Below are 17,044 nucleotides of genomic sequence, written 5' to 3'. Positions count from 1 at the left end.
CAGGCACATTGAGTGGCCGGGTCAGCGGCGTTCCAGCCGACTGATTTCGCCCTTGGCGGCTTCCAGTGCACTTTGCAGTTGTGGCTGCTGATCCAGTTGCTGTTTGGCCAGGCTGGCCAGGCTTTTCATCTGCGCCAGGTCACCGCTGGCAATGGCGCTTTGAATTGGCGCGGCGTACAGCGGCATGATCGGCGGATAGGGCGACTGTGGTGGAATCACCGGGCCGGGTTCCAGGGGTGGGAAGGCGCTGGAGCGCACGGTTTCGGCGAGATGGGCGGGCACGTTGTTCACTTCGACCCAGCGTTGGCCATCAAGGTAGGAGTAGTTGGCGACCCCGTCCTTCCAGTCGGTGCCCACCACCAGTTGGATCTTGAAACTCACGATGGAATTGGAGCCCGGGCCACCCTGATTGCCTTGTGCGGTGATCAGGATTTTGCTGACCCCCGGCGACATGACCGTCAGGTAGGTGTATTCGCCCCAGACATCGGAATGCAGATCCAGCGGCGGGTTGGTTGCTTGAGTGATTGCCGCTGTGCCGCTGACTGTTTCTTCAGGGGTAAAGACCAGCAGATTAAGTGCCAGGCTTTGTGCGCCCGGTGCCGAAGTACCAATACGGTAGGCGAGCGGGAACAAGCCGACAGGCTGTTGATTAGAACCAGACATGGTTATTGCCTCCATTGCAATAAGGGGAGAAAACAGAGCTAGTGTTTTTCCTGGCGCGAAACTTCCTTGGCCAGTCTTTCGTAGGCGGTCTGTACCTCTTTGGGTTCAGCTTTGGCTGCGTCGCGTTGTTTCAATAACGCTTTCATCTTTTGCAGATTGCCTTCCGTGATCGCGTCATGGATGGCGGCCCCGTAGGGTGGGATGGGATGAGACGAAGAACTGCTCATAACGACTCCTTCCGTGGTCTGTGTGACACTGCTCCGATCAGCAGTTTTTGCAGTTAAGCAGGACTCTTTGAATATGCAATGGCCAATGAAGGCATAATGCCTGTTAAATTTTTAATGCTCTTTTGTTAATCGCAATGTGTATGGATGTCGCATGGCTGATATTAAGAATGGCGATTAGTAAAAACGTATTCAGCTTTTTCCTCATATATAACTGGCGTCTTTATCGCCATTAATAATGAGATGTTCATATAACGTTTGGCATTAAACTTTATTGTCATTTGATAGGGGTTCAGGACTCAAAACCGGGAGTACGAAATGACCGAGCGCCATCTGATCCACACCGAAACGTTGCACAACGGCTGCAAAATCGAGGTGAAAGCCAAGATCCTGAGGGACGGCTCGCTGGAGATGTTTATCGGGGTTTACCGGCCGGACGGCTCGGTGATTCTGGAAAACAACGATCCATCGCCACATCTGCTGGATATGGAAGCAGCGATGGAGTGGGGCATCGAGATCGCCAGGAAGGCCGCTAACGCTCAGACCGCCTGACCTTCATTCATCGCCAGATAGCGCTTGAACCAGTCCAGCGTGCGGCTCCAGGCGAGTTTGGCGGCGGCTTCGTCGTAGCGAGGCGTGGAGTCGTTATGAAAGCCGTGATTCGCGCCGGGGTAGATGTAGGCTTCATAGGTCTTGCCCGACGCTTTCAACGCCTGCTCGAAGGCCGGCCAACCTTCGTTGATGCGGGTGTCCAGTTCGCCGTAATGCAGCATCAGCGGTGCCTTGATGCGCGGCACATCCTTGGCCTCGGGTTGATGACCATAAAACGACACTGCCGCGCCCAGTTCCGGATAGGCCACGGCCGCCGCATTGACCACGCCACCGCCATAGCAAAAACCGGTGATACCGACTTTGCCGGTGCCCGTCGCATGGTTCATCAGCCACTCGATGGCGGCGAAAAAATCATTCATGAGCTTTTCCGGGTCAACCGTCAGTTGCAGTTCCCGACCCTTGTCATCATTGCCGGGGTAGCCGCCCACCGAGGTCAGGCCATCCGGGGCGAGGGCGATGAAACCAGCCTTGGCCAGGCGCCGTGCGACGTCTTCGATATACGGGTTGAGCCCACGGTTTTCATGCACGACCACCACCGCCGGCAACTTGCCGGTGGCTTTCGCCGGGCGCACCAGATACCCGCGCACCTGGCCGTTGCCCTTGGGCGACGGGTAGGTGATGTACTCGGCGAGAATGTCCGGGTCGGTGAATGCCACTTGCTCGGCCAAGGCGTAATTCGGGCTCAGGGCGGCGAGCAGGGCGGAGGCGGTCAAACCACCCAGGGTGAACAACGCCGCACGGTCGAGAAACTCGCGGCGGCTGATCTGGCCATGCACGTAATAGTCGTAGAGTTCCAGCAATTCGGGGGCGAAGTCTTTTGCGGTCAGGCGGGTCATTGGCCGGTTTCCTGTCGATTCATTCGTAAAGAGCGCCTAGGCATTCGCGACCTTGGCGGTGCGGATGAACAACGCGCGCACCTTGTCCCAGAAGTTGCCGCCCAGCACGAAGAAGCTGCCGATCAGCATGAGATCGCCCAGCAATTGCACCTGCCAGAGGTTTGGCCGCAGCCCCGGCCAGATATTGTCGATATAGGGTTCAAGAAACGCCGCGATCAGCGGCACGCAAAACATGACGAGTCCGATTCGATGCCGAACCGGGCCCACTTCGGCATCTGCGCTGGGCGCCAATGAAGTCACGTAGCCGAACACGCTGCGTTTCAACTGCTGGAACCCGGCCTTGCCCATCACCGCGATCACCAGGATCAGCAGCACTTTGTTGCTGATAAACAGCACTCCGGTCAGTGCCGCGACCTTCGAGCCCGGCACCCCGACCGCAGCGGCGAGCGGCACCATCAGCCATGAGCCCAGCATCAGGCAGAGAATCACGATGCCCAGTTTGAAGCGCCAGCCGGCCGAGTGGGGTTGGGTGGTCATGAGGGTCGCACCTTTGATGGATTGCCGTTGTTTTGCGAGCACTTGAAAAGCGTAGCAGCTGACTCGCGACTGTGAGCAAGTCTGCGTTTTGCAACGCTCGCCTTTCATAGGGACGGCTATGCTCCAGTCATCTTCCTTGGCCGGGGAAAAACCCTATGCATTCACGTGCCGCCATGCTGATCCGGTCGGGGCCGCTTTTGCTGCTGGTGCTCGGCTTCAGCGGCTGCGCGCGCGTCGGGCCGGACTTCCAGCCGCCGGGCGAGGAATGGGTCAAACACTGGAGCACCCCGGCGCTGGAGAAAGCCAGTGAGCGGGGCGACAGCCCGGACCTGCGTCAGTGGTGGCAAGTCTTCAACGACCCGGTGCTTGACCAGTTGATCACTGACGCGGATGCGCACAACTCCAGCCTGAAAATCGCCGGTCTGCGGGTGATGGAAGCCCGGGCGCAATTGGGCATCGCCCAGGCCGGGCGCTATCCGCAATTGCAGCAGGCCAATGTCGATCTGCTGTATGCGGAGCGTCGCCAGTACAGCGGCAGCAATCCGAAGAACAGCCGTTTCTGGCAATTCAGCGAAGGCTTCGACGTCGGTTGGGAGCTGGATTTCTGGGGCCGCTTCAGTCGCGCCATCGAGTCCTCGGATGCCAGTTACTTCGCGGCCCAGGCCAACTATGAAGACGTGCTGGTGCTGCTGCGCGCGCAAGTGGCGGACACTTACTTTTCCATGCGCACCACCGAAGCGCGATTGCGCGTGGCGCGGGACAACACACAGCAGCAAAAGCGCAGCCTGGAGATCACGCGAAAGCTGTTCAACAGTGGCCAGACTGCTGAACTCGACCTGCAACAGGCCAAGACCCAATACCTCGGCACGCTGGCCAGCATTCCCAACCTTGAAGACCAGTTGCATCGAACCCGCAACGCCTTGTCGGTGCTGACCGGGCAGGCGCCGGGCGAACTGCCGCAGGTGACTGAAAACGAGGAGCTGATCCCACTGCTCGACCGCGCGGTGCTGCGAGACGTGCCGGCCAATCTACTGCTGCGTCGCCCCGATGTGCGCGCCGCCGAGTTGAATGTCGCCGCGCAGTCGGCCCTGATCGGCGTGGCCGTCAGTGATTTCTATCCGTCGCTGACCTTGCTCGGCAGCATCGTCTGGACCGCCACTTCTGTGGGCGGTACGCCGAACAATCTGGACTTTGTCGGCGGCCCGAGCCTGCGCTGGAACCTGTTCGATCACGGCCAGATCAGCAATAACGTGCGGGTGCAGGATGCGCGTTTGCAGCAACTGATCGAGTCCTACCGCGACACCGTGCGCCAGGCCGCCCGGGAGGCCGACGATGCCGCCGGCGGCCTGAGCAAGTCTTTGGAACGCGAACGCATCCTGCGCCAGGCCGAGGTCGCGGCCAAGCGCTCGCTGGTGTTGGCGCGGGCGCAGTACACCGAAGGCTTTTCCGATTTTCAGCGAGTGCTGGATGCGCAACGGGCGCTGCTCGAACAACAGGACAACTACCTGGTCAGCCGCAGCAACGCGGTGAGTAATCTGATCGCGCTGTACAAGGCGCTCGGCGGTGGTTGGTACGCCGCGCAACCGATCGTTGATCGCGCCACGCAAAAGCAAATGGAAAAACGCACCGACTGGGGCGACTTGCTCGACGAGCCCACCGCCACGCCGCCAGTCTTTCCCCAGTCCGACAAGGTGAACAAGCATGAGTGAAGCCGCGCAGCCCTCCGTCGAAGCGCCAGCACCCAAGGCGTCAACGCCGGTTGCCGACCCGGCGAAAAAAGGCATCAAGTGGGTGTTGCTGCTGATCCTCATCAGCCTCGCCTGGTACTTGCTGGCTGACCGCTTCACGCCTTACACGCAACAAGCGCGGGTCGGGGCGTTCGTGATTCCGGTGGCGTCGGAAGTGGCCGGCCGGGTGATCCGCGTGAACGTGCGCAACAACCAGGATGTGCGGGCCGGGGACATTCTTTTTGAGGTTGATCCGCAGCCGTACCAAATAGCCGTGGATCGTGCCCGCGCCGACCTTGAATCGACCCGCCGCCAGATCGGCACCAGCACCGCCGGCATCGCTTCGGCGCAAGCCTCGTTGCGTTCGGCCCAGGCCAACGAGCTGAGAGCGCGCCAGGACAGTCAGCGCCTGGAAGGGTTGTATCGCGCGGATAAAGGCACCGTGTCGGTACGCCTGCTGGAAGTGTCCCGAGCCAATCTCGAACAGGCCACCAGCCAGGTCGCGGCGGCGGAGGCCGAAGTGTTAAGGGCGAAGGAACAGGAGGGCGGTAGCGAGGCGGAAAATGCATTGCTGCGTAGCGCCGCGACGGCGTTGTCAAAGGCTGAACTGGATTTGGCCAACACCCGCATCGGCGCGCGTTCGGCCGGGCTGATCACCGACCTGCGCACCGACGTCGGCCAGTTCACTGCCGGGGGCAGTCCGGTGATGACCCTGATCGCCATCCACGACGTGTGGATCAGTGCCGACATGACCGAAAACAACCTGGGCCTGGTCAAACCCGATACGCCGGTGGCCATCGTGCTGGATGCATTGCCGGGGGAAGTGTTCGGCGGCCGGGTGCGCAGTGTCGGCTATGGCGTAAGTGTCGGCCAGACCACCACGCCCGGCACCTTGCCGAGCGTGCAGAACAGCCGCGACTGGCTGCGCCCGGCCCAGCGTTTTCCGGTGGTGATCGAGTTTGATGAGGAGGCCTTGAACGCTTTGCGCGACAGTCGCGCCATCCGCGCGGGCGGGCAGGCGGAAGTGATGGCGTTCCCGGCTTCGGGTAATCCATTGAATCCGCTCGGTCGGGTGTTTTTACGCCTGATGAGCTGGTTGTCGTATGCCTACTAAACGCACGGCGCGGGATCAGCGTTCACTGCGGCTGGCCACGGGTACGGCGCTGTGCCTGGCCGCCAGTTTCGGCCTGGCATTACCGATTCCTTTTCTTTCTCCGGTGCTGGCGTTACTGTTTCTGGCCACGCTCAATCGGCCACTGCCGTTCAAGGCCGGCGTGGTGCTGGCACTGGTGGCGATGCTCACCACTGGCATCGGCCTGTTGCTGATTCCGCTGCTGGGGCATTACCCGGTCAGTGGGTTGTTGCTGATTGGCGTTGGCTTGTTCCTGGTGTTTCGCTTTGGCCTGCGCGGCGGCAATAACCTGATCGTGACCTTTCTGGTGATCGGCCTGACCATGATTTCGGCGGCGGGCACTGCGAGTTTTGAATTGGCGCTGCTGGTGATTGGTGCGTTGGTCAAAGGGTTGCTGCTTGCCGTGTTGGTGGTGATCTTGAGTCATGGGCTGTTTCCCGAACCGGCCAATGCGCCGCCGTCACCTGTGCCCCCGATGCTTCCTGCCGAGGAAGTTGATCGAGTCGCTCTGCGGGCCACGCTGATCGTGTTGCCGGCGTTCCTGCTGGCGTTGATCGATCCGGCGAGCTATCTGCCGATCATCCTCAAAGCCGTCAGCCTGGGGCAGCAAAGTTCCACGACCACCGCGCGCAATGCCGGTCGCGAGTTGCTTGGTTCTACGCTGTTGGGCGGTGTGCTGGCGATCCTGTTCTGGTGTGCGTTGAGCCTGTTTGTGCAACTGTGGATGTTCTTCCTGTGGATGCTGCTGTTCGGCCTGGTGCTGGCGCGCAAACTCTATGCGCTGAGCCCGACCCGCTTCAGTCCGGGATTCTGGCTGAATACGCTGATCACGCTGATTATCCTGCTCGGCCAATCGGTGCAGGACAGCGCCGCTGGCAAGGATGTCTACACCGCGTTCGCCGTGCGCATGGGGCTGTTTATCGCGGTGACGGTTTATGCCTGGCTGATGGTGCATCTGCTGGAACAACGCCGGGTGAGACTAGCCTGAACCCAGGCTGAACGGCTCTGCGGTGGGCAGCGCTTTGGAGGAGGGCTGGCCTTACACTTCGGCACTCGTCCAACCCCTGAAGTCAAAGCCATGTCTGAAGCGTTCGAAGTCCCCAGCCCTCACGAACATCATGTCGAACACGTCACGCATCATGCGCATGGCACCGGTGATAACTTCGCCAGCAAAATCGCAGTGATGACCGCGATCATGGCCACCATTGGCGCGTTGCTGATCTATCAGGCGGGCTCCACGGAAAGCGAAGCGGCGATGGACAAAAACAACGCCGCTATCGAGAAAACCGAAGCGTCCAACCAGTGGAATTACTACCAGGCCAAATCCAGTCGGCAGAACCTGTCCGAACTGGCGACCCATATCCCCGGGATCGACGCCGCGCATTACGCGGCCGAAGCCGAGCGTTACAAGAAAGAAAAGGAAGTCGTGCGCAAGAAGGCCGAGGCGCTTGAAGAAGAGGTGCGGGTGTGGGATGAAAAGTCGGAGCAGGCCCTGCATCAGCATCACCGCTGGGCCCAAGCGATGACCGCGATCCAGATAGCGATTTCCCTGGCCGCCATCACCCTACTGACCCGCAAGGAATGGCTGAAAAAAGTCGCCTACACCGCGGCGGGCGCCAGTGTGGTGCTGGGCACACTGGCCTGGCTGCATCTGTAAAGCACCCATCTGATTGCACACACCAATCCCCTGTGGGAGCGGGCTTGCTCGCGAAAGCTATCTACCATTCAACATTGATATTGACTGACCCACCGCCTTCGCGAGCAAGCCCGCTCCCACAGGTAATCCGTGGTGGATGAGAATGGTGTGTACGACCCCAAACCACTGTGGGAGCGGGCTTGCTCGCGAAAGCTATTTCCCTTCAACATTGATACTGACTGACCCACCGCCTTCGCGAGCAAGCCCGCTCCCACAGGGGATTTGTGGTGGATGGAAGTGGTGTGTACAACACCAAACCACTGTGGGAGCGAGCTTGCTCGCGAAAGCTATTTAACATTCAACATCATTGTTGACTGACCCACCGCATTCGCGAGCAGGCTCGCTCCCACAAGGGGATCCAGGTTGTAGTGGAGAAAGGGGAAGATCTTTTCAGATCAATCCCCCCGTATCTGCCGCAGTTCTTCAATGGTCTCGATCAGCGCGTCATACGAGACCGGTTTGCCCAGATGCCGGTCGAAGCCGGATTTGCGGGTTTTTTCGATGTCGCTTTCGGCGCCGTAGCCGGTCAGGGCAATGGCCGGGACTTGTTTGATGTGCGGCAGTTCTCGCAAGGCGCGCATCAGGTCATGGCCGCTCATGCCCGGCATGCCCACGTCGGACACCACCACGTCGTATCGACCGGTCTGGGCGGCTTCCAGCGCCTGGCGTGGCTCGGTGAAGTCGATGACTTGGGCGTCTTCCATTTCCAGCAGAATTTTCAGGGTGTCCAACACGTCCCGAGAGTCATCCACCAGCAACACCGTGAGCCCGGCAAGACGCCCGGACTGTTCGCCGGTCTGCGTCGATGGCGCCACCAAGTCATGGGGCTGTCTCAAGGGCAGCAGGACGGTAAAAGTACAACCCTGGCCCAACCCGGCGGATTGCACCTCGACACTGCCGCCATGCGCTTCGGTCAACTGGCGTACCAGCGACAGGCCGATACCCAGGCCATCCCGTTGATGGGTTGCATGCTGATTGGCGGCCTGGCCGAACAGATCGAACACCTGATGCAGGCTCTCAGCGCTCAGGCCCACGCCGCTGTCACGCACATCCAGTCGCGCCATGCCGCCAACGCGGGCGGTTACCAACTGAATCTTGCCGCTGGTGGGCGTGAACTTCAGGGCGTTGTTCACCAGGTTCCAGACAATTTGTTCGACCCGGGTAGGGTCGGCATCGATCACCAGGGGCTCCGGCATTTGCACCGACATGTCGACGTCCGGGTTGTCGTTGGTCACCACCTGATAGACGTCTTGCAGCATCCGGTTCAAGTCCACGGCGCTGCGCTTGAGCCGTAGCTTGCCGGTGCGCACCCGGGCGACATCGAGCAAATCGTCAATGATCCGCGCCTGGCTGCTGACCGCCTCGCAAATGGTACTGACGGCTTTTGCCGCCGGCGTCGCTGATTTGATAACGGGCAGGCGCCGCAGCAATTCGGCGTTGAGCTGGATCAGGTTCAGCGGGTGCTTGAGTTCATGGGACATCACCGCAAAGAACTCGTCCTTCAAGTGGCTGCTGCTCTTGATGTCGGACAGTTCCTGGTTTTGCTCGTCGTGCAGGCGCATGCGTTCCTGGCCCATGCGCAGCTCATCTTCGGCGGCGCGGCGCTTGGTGATGTCGATGAAGGTCAGCACCGTGCCGTCGATGTGATTTTCGCTGGAACGGTAGGGCAGGATCCGCGCGATGTACCAGCGGTTGTCGGTGCTGCTGACTTCACGCTCGATCATGTTCAAGGACTCGAACACCAGCGCCGCGTCACCTGCCAGGTCTTCGTAATCGAGGCGATGGGTGATGTCGAGCAACGAGCGTCCGGTGTCCACCGGCAACATGCTGAAGATGTCGGTAGCCCGGGGCGTGAACCACTTGATGCGCAGTTTGCTGTCGACGAACACCGTGGCGATGTCGGTGGAGGCGATCAGGTTGGTCAGGTAGTCGTTGATCTTGTCGGTTTCTTCGACTTTGGTTTTCAGTTCGAAGTTGACGGTCAACAACTCTTCGTTGATCGACTGCAGCTCTTCCTTACTGGTTTCCAGCTCTTCGGTGGCCGAGCGCAGTTCTTCGTTGATCGCCTGCATTTCTTCGTTGGACGCCTTGAGCTCTTCGCTGGAGACTTCCGATTGTTCGATGGTGTCCTGCAACTGCAATTTGGTGCGTTGCAGTTCCCGTTCAAGGTTTGAAAGCACCTGGTTTTCCGATTGCAGCGCGATACCGGTGGCAACGTCGGCAGCGTCGACTTCGACTTCCTCGAAAATCACCAGGACGAACTCGCTGTCCGATTCTTCGTCGCGGTAAGGGTGGGCCAAAAGGTCGACTTTAAAGCTGCGATCCTCACGCTTGATGATCACCGCTCGGGACTTCACCACCTGGCTGCTTTGTTGCGCCTGGAACAGCGTGGTGCGCACTTCCAGGCGCAGCTCCGGAATAATCAGGGTCAGCAAATTGCGCGACAGCTCGCCGCCGACGTGCCGCAGGAAACGCCCCGAGCTTTCACTCATGTGCAGGATGTCAGCATTCGCGTCGACGATCATGCTCGGCGGTGCGGAGTGTTCCAGGGCGCGTTGATGGATGTCGGCAAACGACAGTTTGCGCGGTGCACTGCTCTGCGGGGCCGGTTGGGAAATGTCGGTGCGCACGTAGCCTCCACGGGGCATCGCTGGGGGGCGGCGGCTGTTGCCGGCGCCGGTCTTGGCCCGGAAGATCCGGTTGCGCTTGTCCACTGGGGCAAACAGGTCGTGGCAGGCGTCCGCGCTCTCGGAGGTGCCGAGGAACAGGAAGCCGCCGGGACGCAGGGCGAAGTGGAACATTTGCAGGATTTCGCGCTGGACCTCGCGATCCAGATAAATCAGCAGATTGCGACAGACGATCAGGTCCATGTGCGAGAACGGTGGATCGGACAACAGGCTGTGCTTGGCAAACAAGACCTTTTCGCGCAGCTCTTTGCGAATCCGGTAGTGCAGGTCTTCCTTGCTGAAGTAGTGCCGCAGTCGGGTCGGCGGCACATCGGTGATGATCGCTTGCGGGTACAGCCCGCTACGACCGACGCTGATGGCGCGCTCGTCGATGTCGGTGGCGAACAACTGCAACGTGGCCTGACTGGCGTCCAGTTGCATCTGATCGCTGAGCAGCATGGCCAGGCTGTAGACTTCCTCGCCGGTGGAGCAGCCCGCCGACCAGACGCGGATTTCTTCTTTGTCGGGATGGGCCGAGATGGCAGCGCTGACCAGTTGCGGCACCACGTCCCGCTCCAGCGCTTCGAAGGCCTCGCGGTCGCGGAAGAAATTGGTCACGCCGATCAGCATGTCGGCCAACAGTGCCTTGGTTTCTTCGGGGCTGTTTTGCAGGTAGTGGTAATAAGCGGCCAGGTCGGGTTGCGCCGTGACCTGCATGCGCCGTTCGATGCGGCGCAGCACGGTGGCGCGCTTGTAGTGCTTGAAGTCATGGCCGGTGCCGGCGCGCAACTGGATCAGGATGCTGTGCAGCAATTGTTCGGCGGTCGCAGCTTCTCGCTCGTTGACCGAGGCGAAGCTTTGCAGGTCGGGATCGTTGGCCGTGGGCAGGGTGATGGCTTTCGCATTGCGCCACAACTCCAGCAGCTTTTGCGGCATTTCCACCACGGGCAAAATCAGGTCGACCATTTGCGTTTCGATGGCGGCCCGGGGCATGCCGTCAAACTCGGCGTCTTCCGGTGCCTGGGCCAGGGTCACGCCGCCCTGTTCCTTGATTCGCGACAAACCGACAGCGCCATCGGAGCCAGTGCCGGACAACACCAGGCAAAAGGCCCGTTCACGGTGCACATCCGCCAGGTTACGGAAGAACAGATCGATGGCCGAGGTTCGACCCAGGCGCGGGTCGGACGGGCTGACCTCAAGGTAACCGTCATTCATGGTCAGCCGGTGCGCCGGAGAAATCACATACACATGATTACGTTCGATGGGCACGGTTTCGGTGACTTGCAGGACCGGCATCTGTGTCGATTCCTGGATGATCTTGTCGGCAATGCTTTCGTGATCCGGCGACAGGTGAAGAATGATCACGAACGCCATGCCGTTGTCCTGGGGCATGTTGTCGAAAAACAACTTGATCGCTTGCAGTCCACCGGCGGACGCGCCAATACCCACGACACCAAAATCGAGTGGGTGAAAGGGATGCGGCGGTGAATCGGCAACGGTGGACTTTGGGTCGGATGAAGTTGTCATGCATATGCCTTGGAAAGCGACGTCCTGACGCCGCTACAAAATAAATAGGCTTGTGCCTGCTTCGTGAATCAATAGCAGGACGCGATCAATTACTTGTATTAAATCAACGCGAACCGGATGGCGGAGAAATTTAGCATTCTATACGGGATACGGGTGGACGTTTCTTCGGGGGGACTGAGTGGACCAATTGATGTGCCAAGTGTACGGGCTCAGTCTATTAAGCTTAGTCGATTATCAAGTAATCATTGGCGCCGGGGGAGGGTTCCCGGTCGCCTGGAACGAAGGTGCTGATTTGCTGTGTTCACTGCGGCGAGGGAGCAAGCCCCCTCACCACAAGGGACCGGGTTGATTCATTCAATGCCCACCAACCACCATATGGCTGAACGGCGCCACATACGCCTGCAACGTCACCAATCCACCAACCAATATCGCCAGCACGATGGAGTGGAAGAACACGTAGCGCAGAATCTCCCCTTCGTGGCCGTACCAGCGGGTAGCGGTGGAGGCGACCACGATGGACTGGGCGTCGACCATTTTGCCCATGACCCCGCCGGAACTGTTGGCGGCGGCCATTAACACCGGGCTGATCCCCAGTTGTTCGGAGGTCACCCGTTGCAAGCCGCCGAACAGCACGTTGGAGGCCGTATCCGAGCCAGTCAACGCGACGCCGAGCCAGCCGAGCAGGGTGCCGAACATCGGGTAGAAAATCCCGGTGGCGGCGAACGCCAGGCCCATGGTCGCGTCCAGCCCCGAATAGCGCGTCAGATAGCCCAGGGCAAGCATCGCCGCAATGGTGATCAGCGAAAAACGCACCACCCACAGGGTTCGCAGGTATTGGCGTGCCAGTTGCGGAATCGAATAACCCATCAGCAAACCGCCGAAGATCGCCGCGAAAAAGATGCCGCTGCCGGTCGCGGTGAACCAGGTGAATTTGTAGATCGCGTCTTCGGTTTTTGGCGTCGGCACCACGGGCGGCACTTTTTCGACTTGCTGGTGCAGGGTGGTGAAGGTCAGCGCCGGGGAGAAGATCGGATTCGCCTCACGCAACGGCTTGCCCTGCGGGTCGAGCGTGGCGGTGTGGGTTTGCGGGTCGATGACGGCGCGGGTATCGAACAGGTTCTTGAAGCCCTGGGTGCCCCAGGCGAACACAAACACCGTGAGGATGATCCACGGCATCCACGCGCGCATGACCGCCGGTTTGGCATCGCTGGCAAACGTCGCACTGGCCTCGGGTTTTTGCTCATGCTCGGGGTCGATTTTCGAGTTGTCGACGCGTCCGGACAGGGCGGCTGACGTGTGCACGGTGGCGGGCTTCCAGACCTTGAGGAAACCGGTCAGGCAGGCCATGGAAATCAATGCGGCGATCACGTCCACCAGCATCGGCCCATGGTAGTTGGAGACGATGAATTGCGGCACGGCGAAACTGACCCCGGCCACCAGAATCGCTGGCCAGATTTCCAGCATCTTGCGCCAACCGGCGAACGCCCAGATCAACCAGAACGGCACCAGCACCGAGAAAAACGGCAGTTGCCGGCCGACCATCATCGACAGCTCCATTTCATCCAGCCCGGTGACTTTGGCCAGGGTGATGATCGGTGTGCCGAGAGCGCCGAAGGCTACCGGCGCGGTGTTGGCGATCAGCGCCAGGCCAGACGCAGCCAGAGGCGAGAAGCCGAGGCCGATCAGAATCGCCCCGGTCACCGCCACCGGCGTGCCGAACCCGGCCGCGCCTTCAAAGAACGCACCGAAGCAGAAGGCGATCAACAGCAATTGCAGACGTCGGTCGTCGGTGATGCGCGCCAGCGAATCCTGCAGCACCTTGAACGAACCGTTCTCGGTGGTCAGCCGGTGCAGGAAGATGATGTTGAGCACGATCCAGCCAATCGGTAGCAGCCCGTTGGCCGCACCGAATAACGCCGCCGTGCCCGCCATGTTCGCCGGCATGCCGAAGGCGAAGATCGCGATCAGCAAGGCCGAGGCCAGCGCCAGCAGCGCCGCCATGTGCGCCTTGATATGAAAAAACGCCAAGGAGGCCAGCATCACCACCACCGGCACTGCTGCCATGACGGTTGATAACACCGGGTTGCCGAACGGGTCGTAGATTTGCTGCCAGACCATGTTCCACCTCTGCTTTTTATTGTTGGAAGCGCAGATCCATTGCGGTTAGGTGGTTGGAGTATAGGTGGCATTTAGCCGCTGTCCTGGCGGGGTAGGGTTTGGGCTTTTTCACGAGCCTGCGGCCACAGAAACCCCTTGTGGGAGCGGGCTTGCTCGCGAAGGCGGTGTATCAGTTACCATCAATATCGACTGGCAGACCACTTTCGCGAGCAAGCCCGCTCCCACAGGGAATTGCGCTTGGCAAGGCATCGGCGGTGGATGCTGGGTTCGGGCGCATCCGCAAAAAGAGCACGTACATCCAATTTTCCCTCGCCTGACCCCGGCACTATCGGATCAAGTGCCGGCGAAGCCATGCCGGTGATTTTTCAATGGGATGGACGGGCCATGAATGCATCGGGATGGGATGAACGGTCGCGGGACCTGGGGCTGCTGTTTTTACGGGTCAGCGGCGGGCTGTTTCTGCTGTGGGTTCACGGTTTGCCCAAGCTGCTGAATTACACCGAGCAACTTCAACAGATCGAAGACCCGTTCCACCTCGGCGCCAATCTCACGCTGATCCTGGCGATTTTCGCCGAAGTGCTGTGCCCGCTGCTGATCGTCGCCGGGGTGCTGGTGCGTCTGGCGTGCTTGCCTATTCTGGTGGTGCTGTTAGTGGCGCTGGTGATCGTGCATCCGCAATGGAGTCTGTTCGAAGGGCAGTTCGGCTGGCTGCTGTTAATTGTGTTCACCAGCATCCTTATCGCCGGGCCTGGACGGTTGGCACTCAATCATCGATTCGCCGGAGTTTTGCGTTATGCCTGAGTCTTTCACCACCGCTGCCACCACGCGGCCGGGTTTCGATGAGATCGTGACCCTCATCATCAAACACCGGGTCAAGGCCGGTTTTGAGGCGCCGTATGAAGCCTGGTTGCGCAACATCGTGACGATCGCCGGGCAGCAGGAAGGGCACTTGGGCGTGGACGTGATGCGCGGCAAAAACGCCGGCCTCGACATGTACACCTGCGTGCTGCGTTTTTGCTCAACCGAGGCGATGCAACACTGGCTGGATTCGCCGCAACGCCTGGAACTGGTCAACGAAGCCACGCCGATGCTGGCCGATGGCGACCAGACCGAGGTCAACCCGGTCAATGAATTCTGGTTTGCGCCAACCGCCGATGCCGCTTCGCCACCGCCACCGCGCTGGAAACAAGCCGTGGTGACGTTGCTGGTGATTCTGCCGCACACCTTGCTGGTGCCGCTGCTCTGGGGGCCGCTGCTCAAGCTCCACCCCCTCCTGTCCAATTACGTGCTCGCCACGTTCCTGATCACCGTAACCATCGTGGTGTCGGTGGTGTACCTGTTCATGCCCCGTGCGACCCGATTGTTCGCGCCCTGGCTTTCTCATTCCCCTGCGACGAAGGAAACGCGATGAACGCCGATCTGATTCTATTCAATGGCCAATTCCATACCGTTGACCGCGAAAACCCGCTGGCCAGTGCGGTCGCGATCAAGGACGGGCGCTTTGTCGCGGTCGGCAATGACGGCGAAGCCATGGCCTTGCGCGGCTCGGGCACCCAGGTCATCGACCTCAAGGGCCGCTGCGTCATCCCCGGTCTCAACGACTCGCACTTGCACCTGATCCGTGGCGGCCTTAATTACAACCTCGAACTGCGCTGGGAAGGCGTGCCTTCGCTGGTTGATGCCCTGCGCATGCTCAAGGATCAGGCCGACCGCACGCCGACCCCGCAATGGGTGCGGGTGGTGGGTGGCTGGAACGAATTCCAGTTCGCCGAAAAACGCATGCCGACCCTGGAAGAGTTGAACCAGGCCGCGCCGGACACCCCGGTGTTCGTGCTGCATCTCTACGACCGCGCCTTGCTCAACCGCGCGGCGCTGCGGGTTGCCGGTTACACCCGCGACACGCCAAACCCGCCGGGCGGCGAAATCGTGCGGGATGCGAATGGCAACCCGACCGGCATGCTGGTCGCGCGTCCGAATGCGATGATTCTCTACTCGACCCTGGCCAAAGGGCCGAAGTTGCCGCTGGAATATCAGGTCAACTCGACCCGCCAGTTCATGCGCGAACTCAATCGCCTCGGCCTGACCAGCGCCATCGATGCCGGCGGTGGTTTCCAGAATTATCCGGACGATTACCAGGTAATCGAGCAGTTGGCCAAGGATCAGCAACTGACGATCCGTATCGCCTACAACCTGTTCACCCAGAAACCGAAAGAAGAACTCAGCGACTTCAAGAACTGGACGTCGAGCGTGACCCTGCACCAGGGCGACGACTACCTGCGGCACAACGGCGCCGGGGAAATGCTGGTGTTCTCGGCGGCGGATTTCGAGGACTTCCTCGAACCGCGCCCGGACCTGCCGCAAACCATGGAAGACGAACTGGAACCAGTGGTGCGCCACTTGGTGGAACAGCGCTGGCCGTTCCGTCTGCACGCCACCTACAACGAATCCATCAGCCGCATGCTCGACGTGTTCGAGAAGGTCAACCGCGACATTCCGTTCAACGGTTTGCCGTGGTTTTTCGACCACGCCGAAACCATCACCCCGCAGAACATCGAGCGGGTGAGGGCGCTGGGCGGTGGCATTGCGATCCAGGACCGGATGGCGTTCCAGGGCGAGTATTTCGTCGAGCGTTATGGCGCCAAAGCCGCCGAAGCCACGCCACCGATCAAGCGCATGTTGGCCGAGGGTGTACCGGTCGGCGCCGGCACCGACGCTACGCGGGTGTCCAGCTACAATCCTTGGACCTCGCTGTACTGGATGGTCAGCGGCCGCACCGTCGGCGGTCTGGAATTGCACGCTGAAGGTTTGTCGCGACTGACCGCGCTGGAGCTGTTCACTCATGGCAGCGCCTGGTTCTCGTCCGAACAGGGCAAGAAAGGCCAGATCAAGGTCGGGCAACTGGCGGACGTCGCGGCCCTCAGCGCCGATTTCTTTAGCGTCGATGAAGAGGCGATCAAGTGGATCGAGTCCGTGTTGACCGTGGTCGGCGGCAAAGTGGTGTACGCCGCTGGTGACTTCGAAAAACTCGGGCCGGCCAGCGTGCCGGTGCTGCCGGACTGGTCGCCAGTGGTGAAAGTCCCTGGCCACTGGCGCCCGACGTCGCCGATGCAGGCTCAGGTTCACCATTGCAGCGGGCCGTGTGGCGTGCATTCCCACAGCCATGAAAAGGCGCGCCTGTCGAATGCGCCGGTCAGCGATTTTGCGGGTTTCTGGGGCGCCTTTGGCTGCTCGTGCTTCGCCTTCTGAAGATCATAAAAAAGCGCCGGCCCGACGTGCCGGCGCTATTGGCACCATCCCACTACCGAG

14 protein-coding genes are annotated in these 17,044 nt (G+C 60.4%); 8 read left to right on the top strand and 6 right to left on the bottom strand.

Annotated features, from left to right (window positions below):
* Positions 1-21 precede the first annotated feature (21 nt).
* Positions 22-663 (bottom strand): DUF1842 domain-containing protein, encoded by a 642-nt coding sequence (locus tag LOY68_RS20030; RefSeq protein WP_265039377.1) that lies wholly within the window; start codon positions 661-663, stop codon positions 22-24.
* A gap of 38 nt (positions 664-701) precedes the next feature.
* Positions 702-890, bottom strand: coding sequence for a DUF1843 domain-containing protein (locus LOY68_RS20025; RefSeq protein WP_265039376.1), 189 nt, complete (start codon positions 888-890; stop codon positions 702-704).
* 315 nt (positions 891-1,205) lie between these two features.
* Between LOY68_RS20025 and LOY68_RS20020 the strand changes: the two genes are divergently transcribed.
* On the top strand, positions 1,206-1,439 hold the full coding sequence (locus LOY68_RS20020; RefSeq protein ID WP_163913940.1) for a hypothetical protein: 234 nt from the start codon (positions 1,206-1,208) through the stop codon (positions 1,437-1,439).
* Here LOY68_RS20020 and yghX read toward each other — a convergent pair.
* Together yghX and LOY68_RS20010 are read right to left on the bottom strand one after the other, a co-directional pair.
* Positions 1,427-2,335 carry a YghX family hydrolase gene (gene yghX, locus LOY68_RS20015; protein ID WP_265039373.1) on the bottom strand — a complete coding sequence of 303 codons (909 nt, stop codon included), beginning with the start codon at positions 2,333-2,335 and terminating at the stop codon, positions 1,427-1,429. The two genes, LOY68_RS20020 and yghX, sit on opposite strands and share 13 nt — an antisense overlap.
* Before the next feature lie 36 nt (positions 2,336-2,371).
* Positions 2,372-2,872: a transporter suffix domain-containing protein gene (locus LOY68_RS20010; protein ID WP_265039372.1), complete on the bottom strand. Its 501-nt coding sequence runs from the start codon at positions 2,870-2,872 to the stop codon at positions 2,372-2,374.
* A 173-nt stretch (positions 2,873-3,045) separates the two neighbouring features.
* Between LOY68_RS20010 and LOY68_RS20005 the strand changes: the two genes are divergently transcribed.
* The 4 genes from LOY68_RS20005 to LOY68_RS19990 all read left to right on the top strand — a co-directional run bounded on the left by LOY68_RS20005 (position 3,046) and on the right by LOY68_RS19990 (position 7,388).
* On the top strand, positions 3,046-4,581 hold the full coding sequence (locus tag LOY68_RS20005) for an efflux transporter outer membrane subunit (protein WP_265045811.1): 1,536 nt from the start codon (positions 3,046-3,048) through the stop codon (positions 4,579-4,581).
* Positions 4,574-5,713, top strand: coding sequence for an HlyD family secretion protein (locus LOY68_RS20000; RefSeq protein WP_265039370.1), 1,140 nt, complete (start codon positions 4,574-4,576; stop codon positions 5,711-5,713). The genes LOY68_RS20005 and LOY68_RS20000 overlap by 8 nt, the downstream gene beginning before the upstream one ends.
* Positions 5,703-6,719, top strand: a complete 1,017-nt coding sequence (locus tag LOY68_RS19995) for a DUF2955 domain-containing protein (protein ID WP_265039369.1) — start codon at positions 5,703-5,705, stop codon at positions 6,717-6,719. The genes LOY68_RS20000 and LOY68_RS19995 overlap by 11 nt, the downstream gene beginning before the upstream one ends.
* A 90-nt stretch (positions 6,720-6,809) precedes the next feature.
* Complete coding sequence (locus LOY68_RS19990) at positions 6,810-7,388, top strand: DUF4337 domain-containing protein (protein WP_265039367.1); 579 nt, start codon at positions 6,810-6,812, stop codon at positions 7,386-7,388.
* 434 nt (positions 7,389-7,822) lie between these two features.
* Here the strand turns inward: LOY68_RS19990 and LOY68_RS19985 are convergent, their stop codons facing one another.
* On the bottom strand, positions 7,823-11,620 hold the full coding sequence (locus LOY68_RS19985; RefSeq protein WP_265039366.1) for a CheR family methyltransferase: 3,798 nt from the start codon (positions 11,618-11,620) through the stop codon (positions 7,823-7,825).
* 354 nt (positions 11,621-11,974) lie between these two features.
* Positions 11,975-13,738 carry an L-lactate permease gene (locus LOY68_RS19980; protein WP_163913952.1) on the bottom strand — a complete coding sequence of 588 codons (1,764 nt, stop codon included), beginning with the start codon at positions 13,736-13,738 and terminating at the stop codon, positions 11,975-11,977.
* Positions 13,739-14,122: 384 nt separating this feature from the next.
* On the opposite strand from LOY68_RS19980, the gene LOY68_RS19975 reads away from it, so the two are divergent.
* From LOY68_RS19975 to LOY68_RS19965, 3 genes are read left to right on the top strand one after another with little or no spacing between them, the layout of a single operon-like run.
* Entirely contained in the window at positions 14,123-14,539 is a 417-nt protein-coding gene (locus LOY68_RS19975) for a DoxX family protein (protein WP_054054547.1), read from the top strand.
* On the top strand, positions 14,532-15,149 hold the full coding sequence (locus LOY68_RS19970; protein WP_054054545.1) for an antibiotic biosynthesis monooxygenase: 618 nt from the start codon (positions 14,532-14,534) through the stop codon (positions 15,147-15,149). Before LOY68_RS19975 ends, LOY68_RS19970 begins: the two co-directional genes overlap by 8 nt.
* A complete protein-coding gene (locus LOY68_RS19965; RefSeq protein ID WP_163913958.1) occupies positions 15,146-16,984 on the top strand; it encodes an amidohydrolase in 1,839 nt (612 codons plus the stop codon). The genes LOY68_RS19970 and LOY68_RS19965 overlap by 4 nt, the downstream gene beginning before the upstream one ends.
* Positions 16,985-17,044: the final 60 nt, after the last annotated feature.

The organism is Pseudomonas sp. B21-053 (genome assembly GCF_026016365.1).
GTDB lineage: Bacteria > Pseudomonadota > Gammaproteobacteria > Pseudomonadales > Pseudomonadaceae > Aquipseudomonas > Aquipseudomonas nunensis.
This window is presented reverse-complemented; position numbering and strand designations above follow the sequence as displayed.

Coding starts and splice junctions, on each gene's coding strand:
- LOY68_RS20010 (WP_265039372.1), bottom strand. CDS start 2,872: ATGACCACCCAACCCCACTCGGCCGGCTGGCGCTTCAAACTGGGCATC.
- yghX (WP_265039373.1), bottom strand. CDS start 2,335: ATGACCCGCCTGACCGCAAAAGACTTCGCCCCCGAATTGCTGGAACTC.
- LOY68_RS19975 (WP_054054547.1), top strand. CDS start 14,123: ATGAATGCATCGGGATGGGATGAACGGTCGCGGGACCTGGGGCTGCTG.
- LOY68_RS20025 (WP_265039376.1), bottom strand. CDS start 890: ATGAGCAGTTCTTCGTCTCATCCCATCCCACCCTACGGGGCCGCCATC.
- LOY68_RS20020 (WP_163913940.1), top strand. CDS start 1,206: ATGACCGAGCGCCATCTGATCCACACCGAAACGTTGCACAACGGCTGC.
- LOY68_RS19995 (WP_265039369.1), top strand. CDS start 5,703: ATGCCTACTAAACGCACGGCGCGGGATCAGCGTTCACTGCGGCTGGCC.
- LOY68_RS20005 (WP_265045811.1), top strand. CDS start 3,046: ATGCTGATCCGGTCGGGGCCGCTTTTGCTGCTGGTGCTCGGCTTCAGC.
- LOY68_RS20030 (WP_265039377.1), bottom strand. CDS start 663: ATGTCTGGTTCTAATCAACAGCCTGTCGGCTTGTTCCCGCTCGCCTAC.
- LOY68_RS19965 (WP_163913958.1), top strand. CDS start 15,146: ATGAACGCCGATCTGATTCTATTCAATGGCCAATTCCATACCGTTGAC.
- LOY68_RS20000 (WP_265039370.1), top strand. CDS start 4,574: ATGAGTGAAGCCGCGCAGCCCTCCGTCGAAGCGCCAGCACCCAAGGCG.
- LOY68_RS19970 (WP_054054545.1), top strand. CDS start 14,532: ATGCCTGAGTCTTTCACCACCGCTGCCACCACGCGGCCGGGTTTCGAT.
- LOY68_RS19980 (WP_163913952.1), bottom strand. CDS start 13,738: ATGGTCTGGCAGCAAATCTACGACCCGTTCGGCAACCCGGTGTTATCA.
- LOY68_RS19990 (WP_265039367.1), top strand. CDS start 6,810: ATGTCTGAAGCGTTCGAAGTCCCCAGCCCTCACGAACATCATGTCGAA.
- LOY68_RS19985 (WP_265039366.1), bottom strand. CDS start 11,620: ATGACAACTTCATCCGACCCAAAGTCCACCGTTGCCGATTCACCGCCG.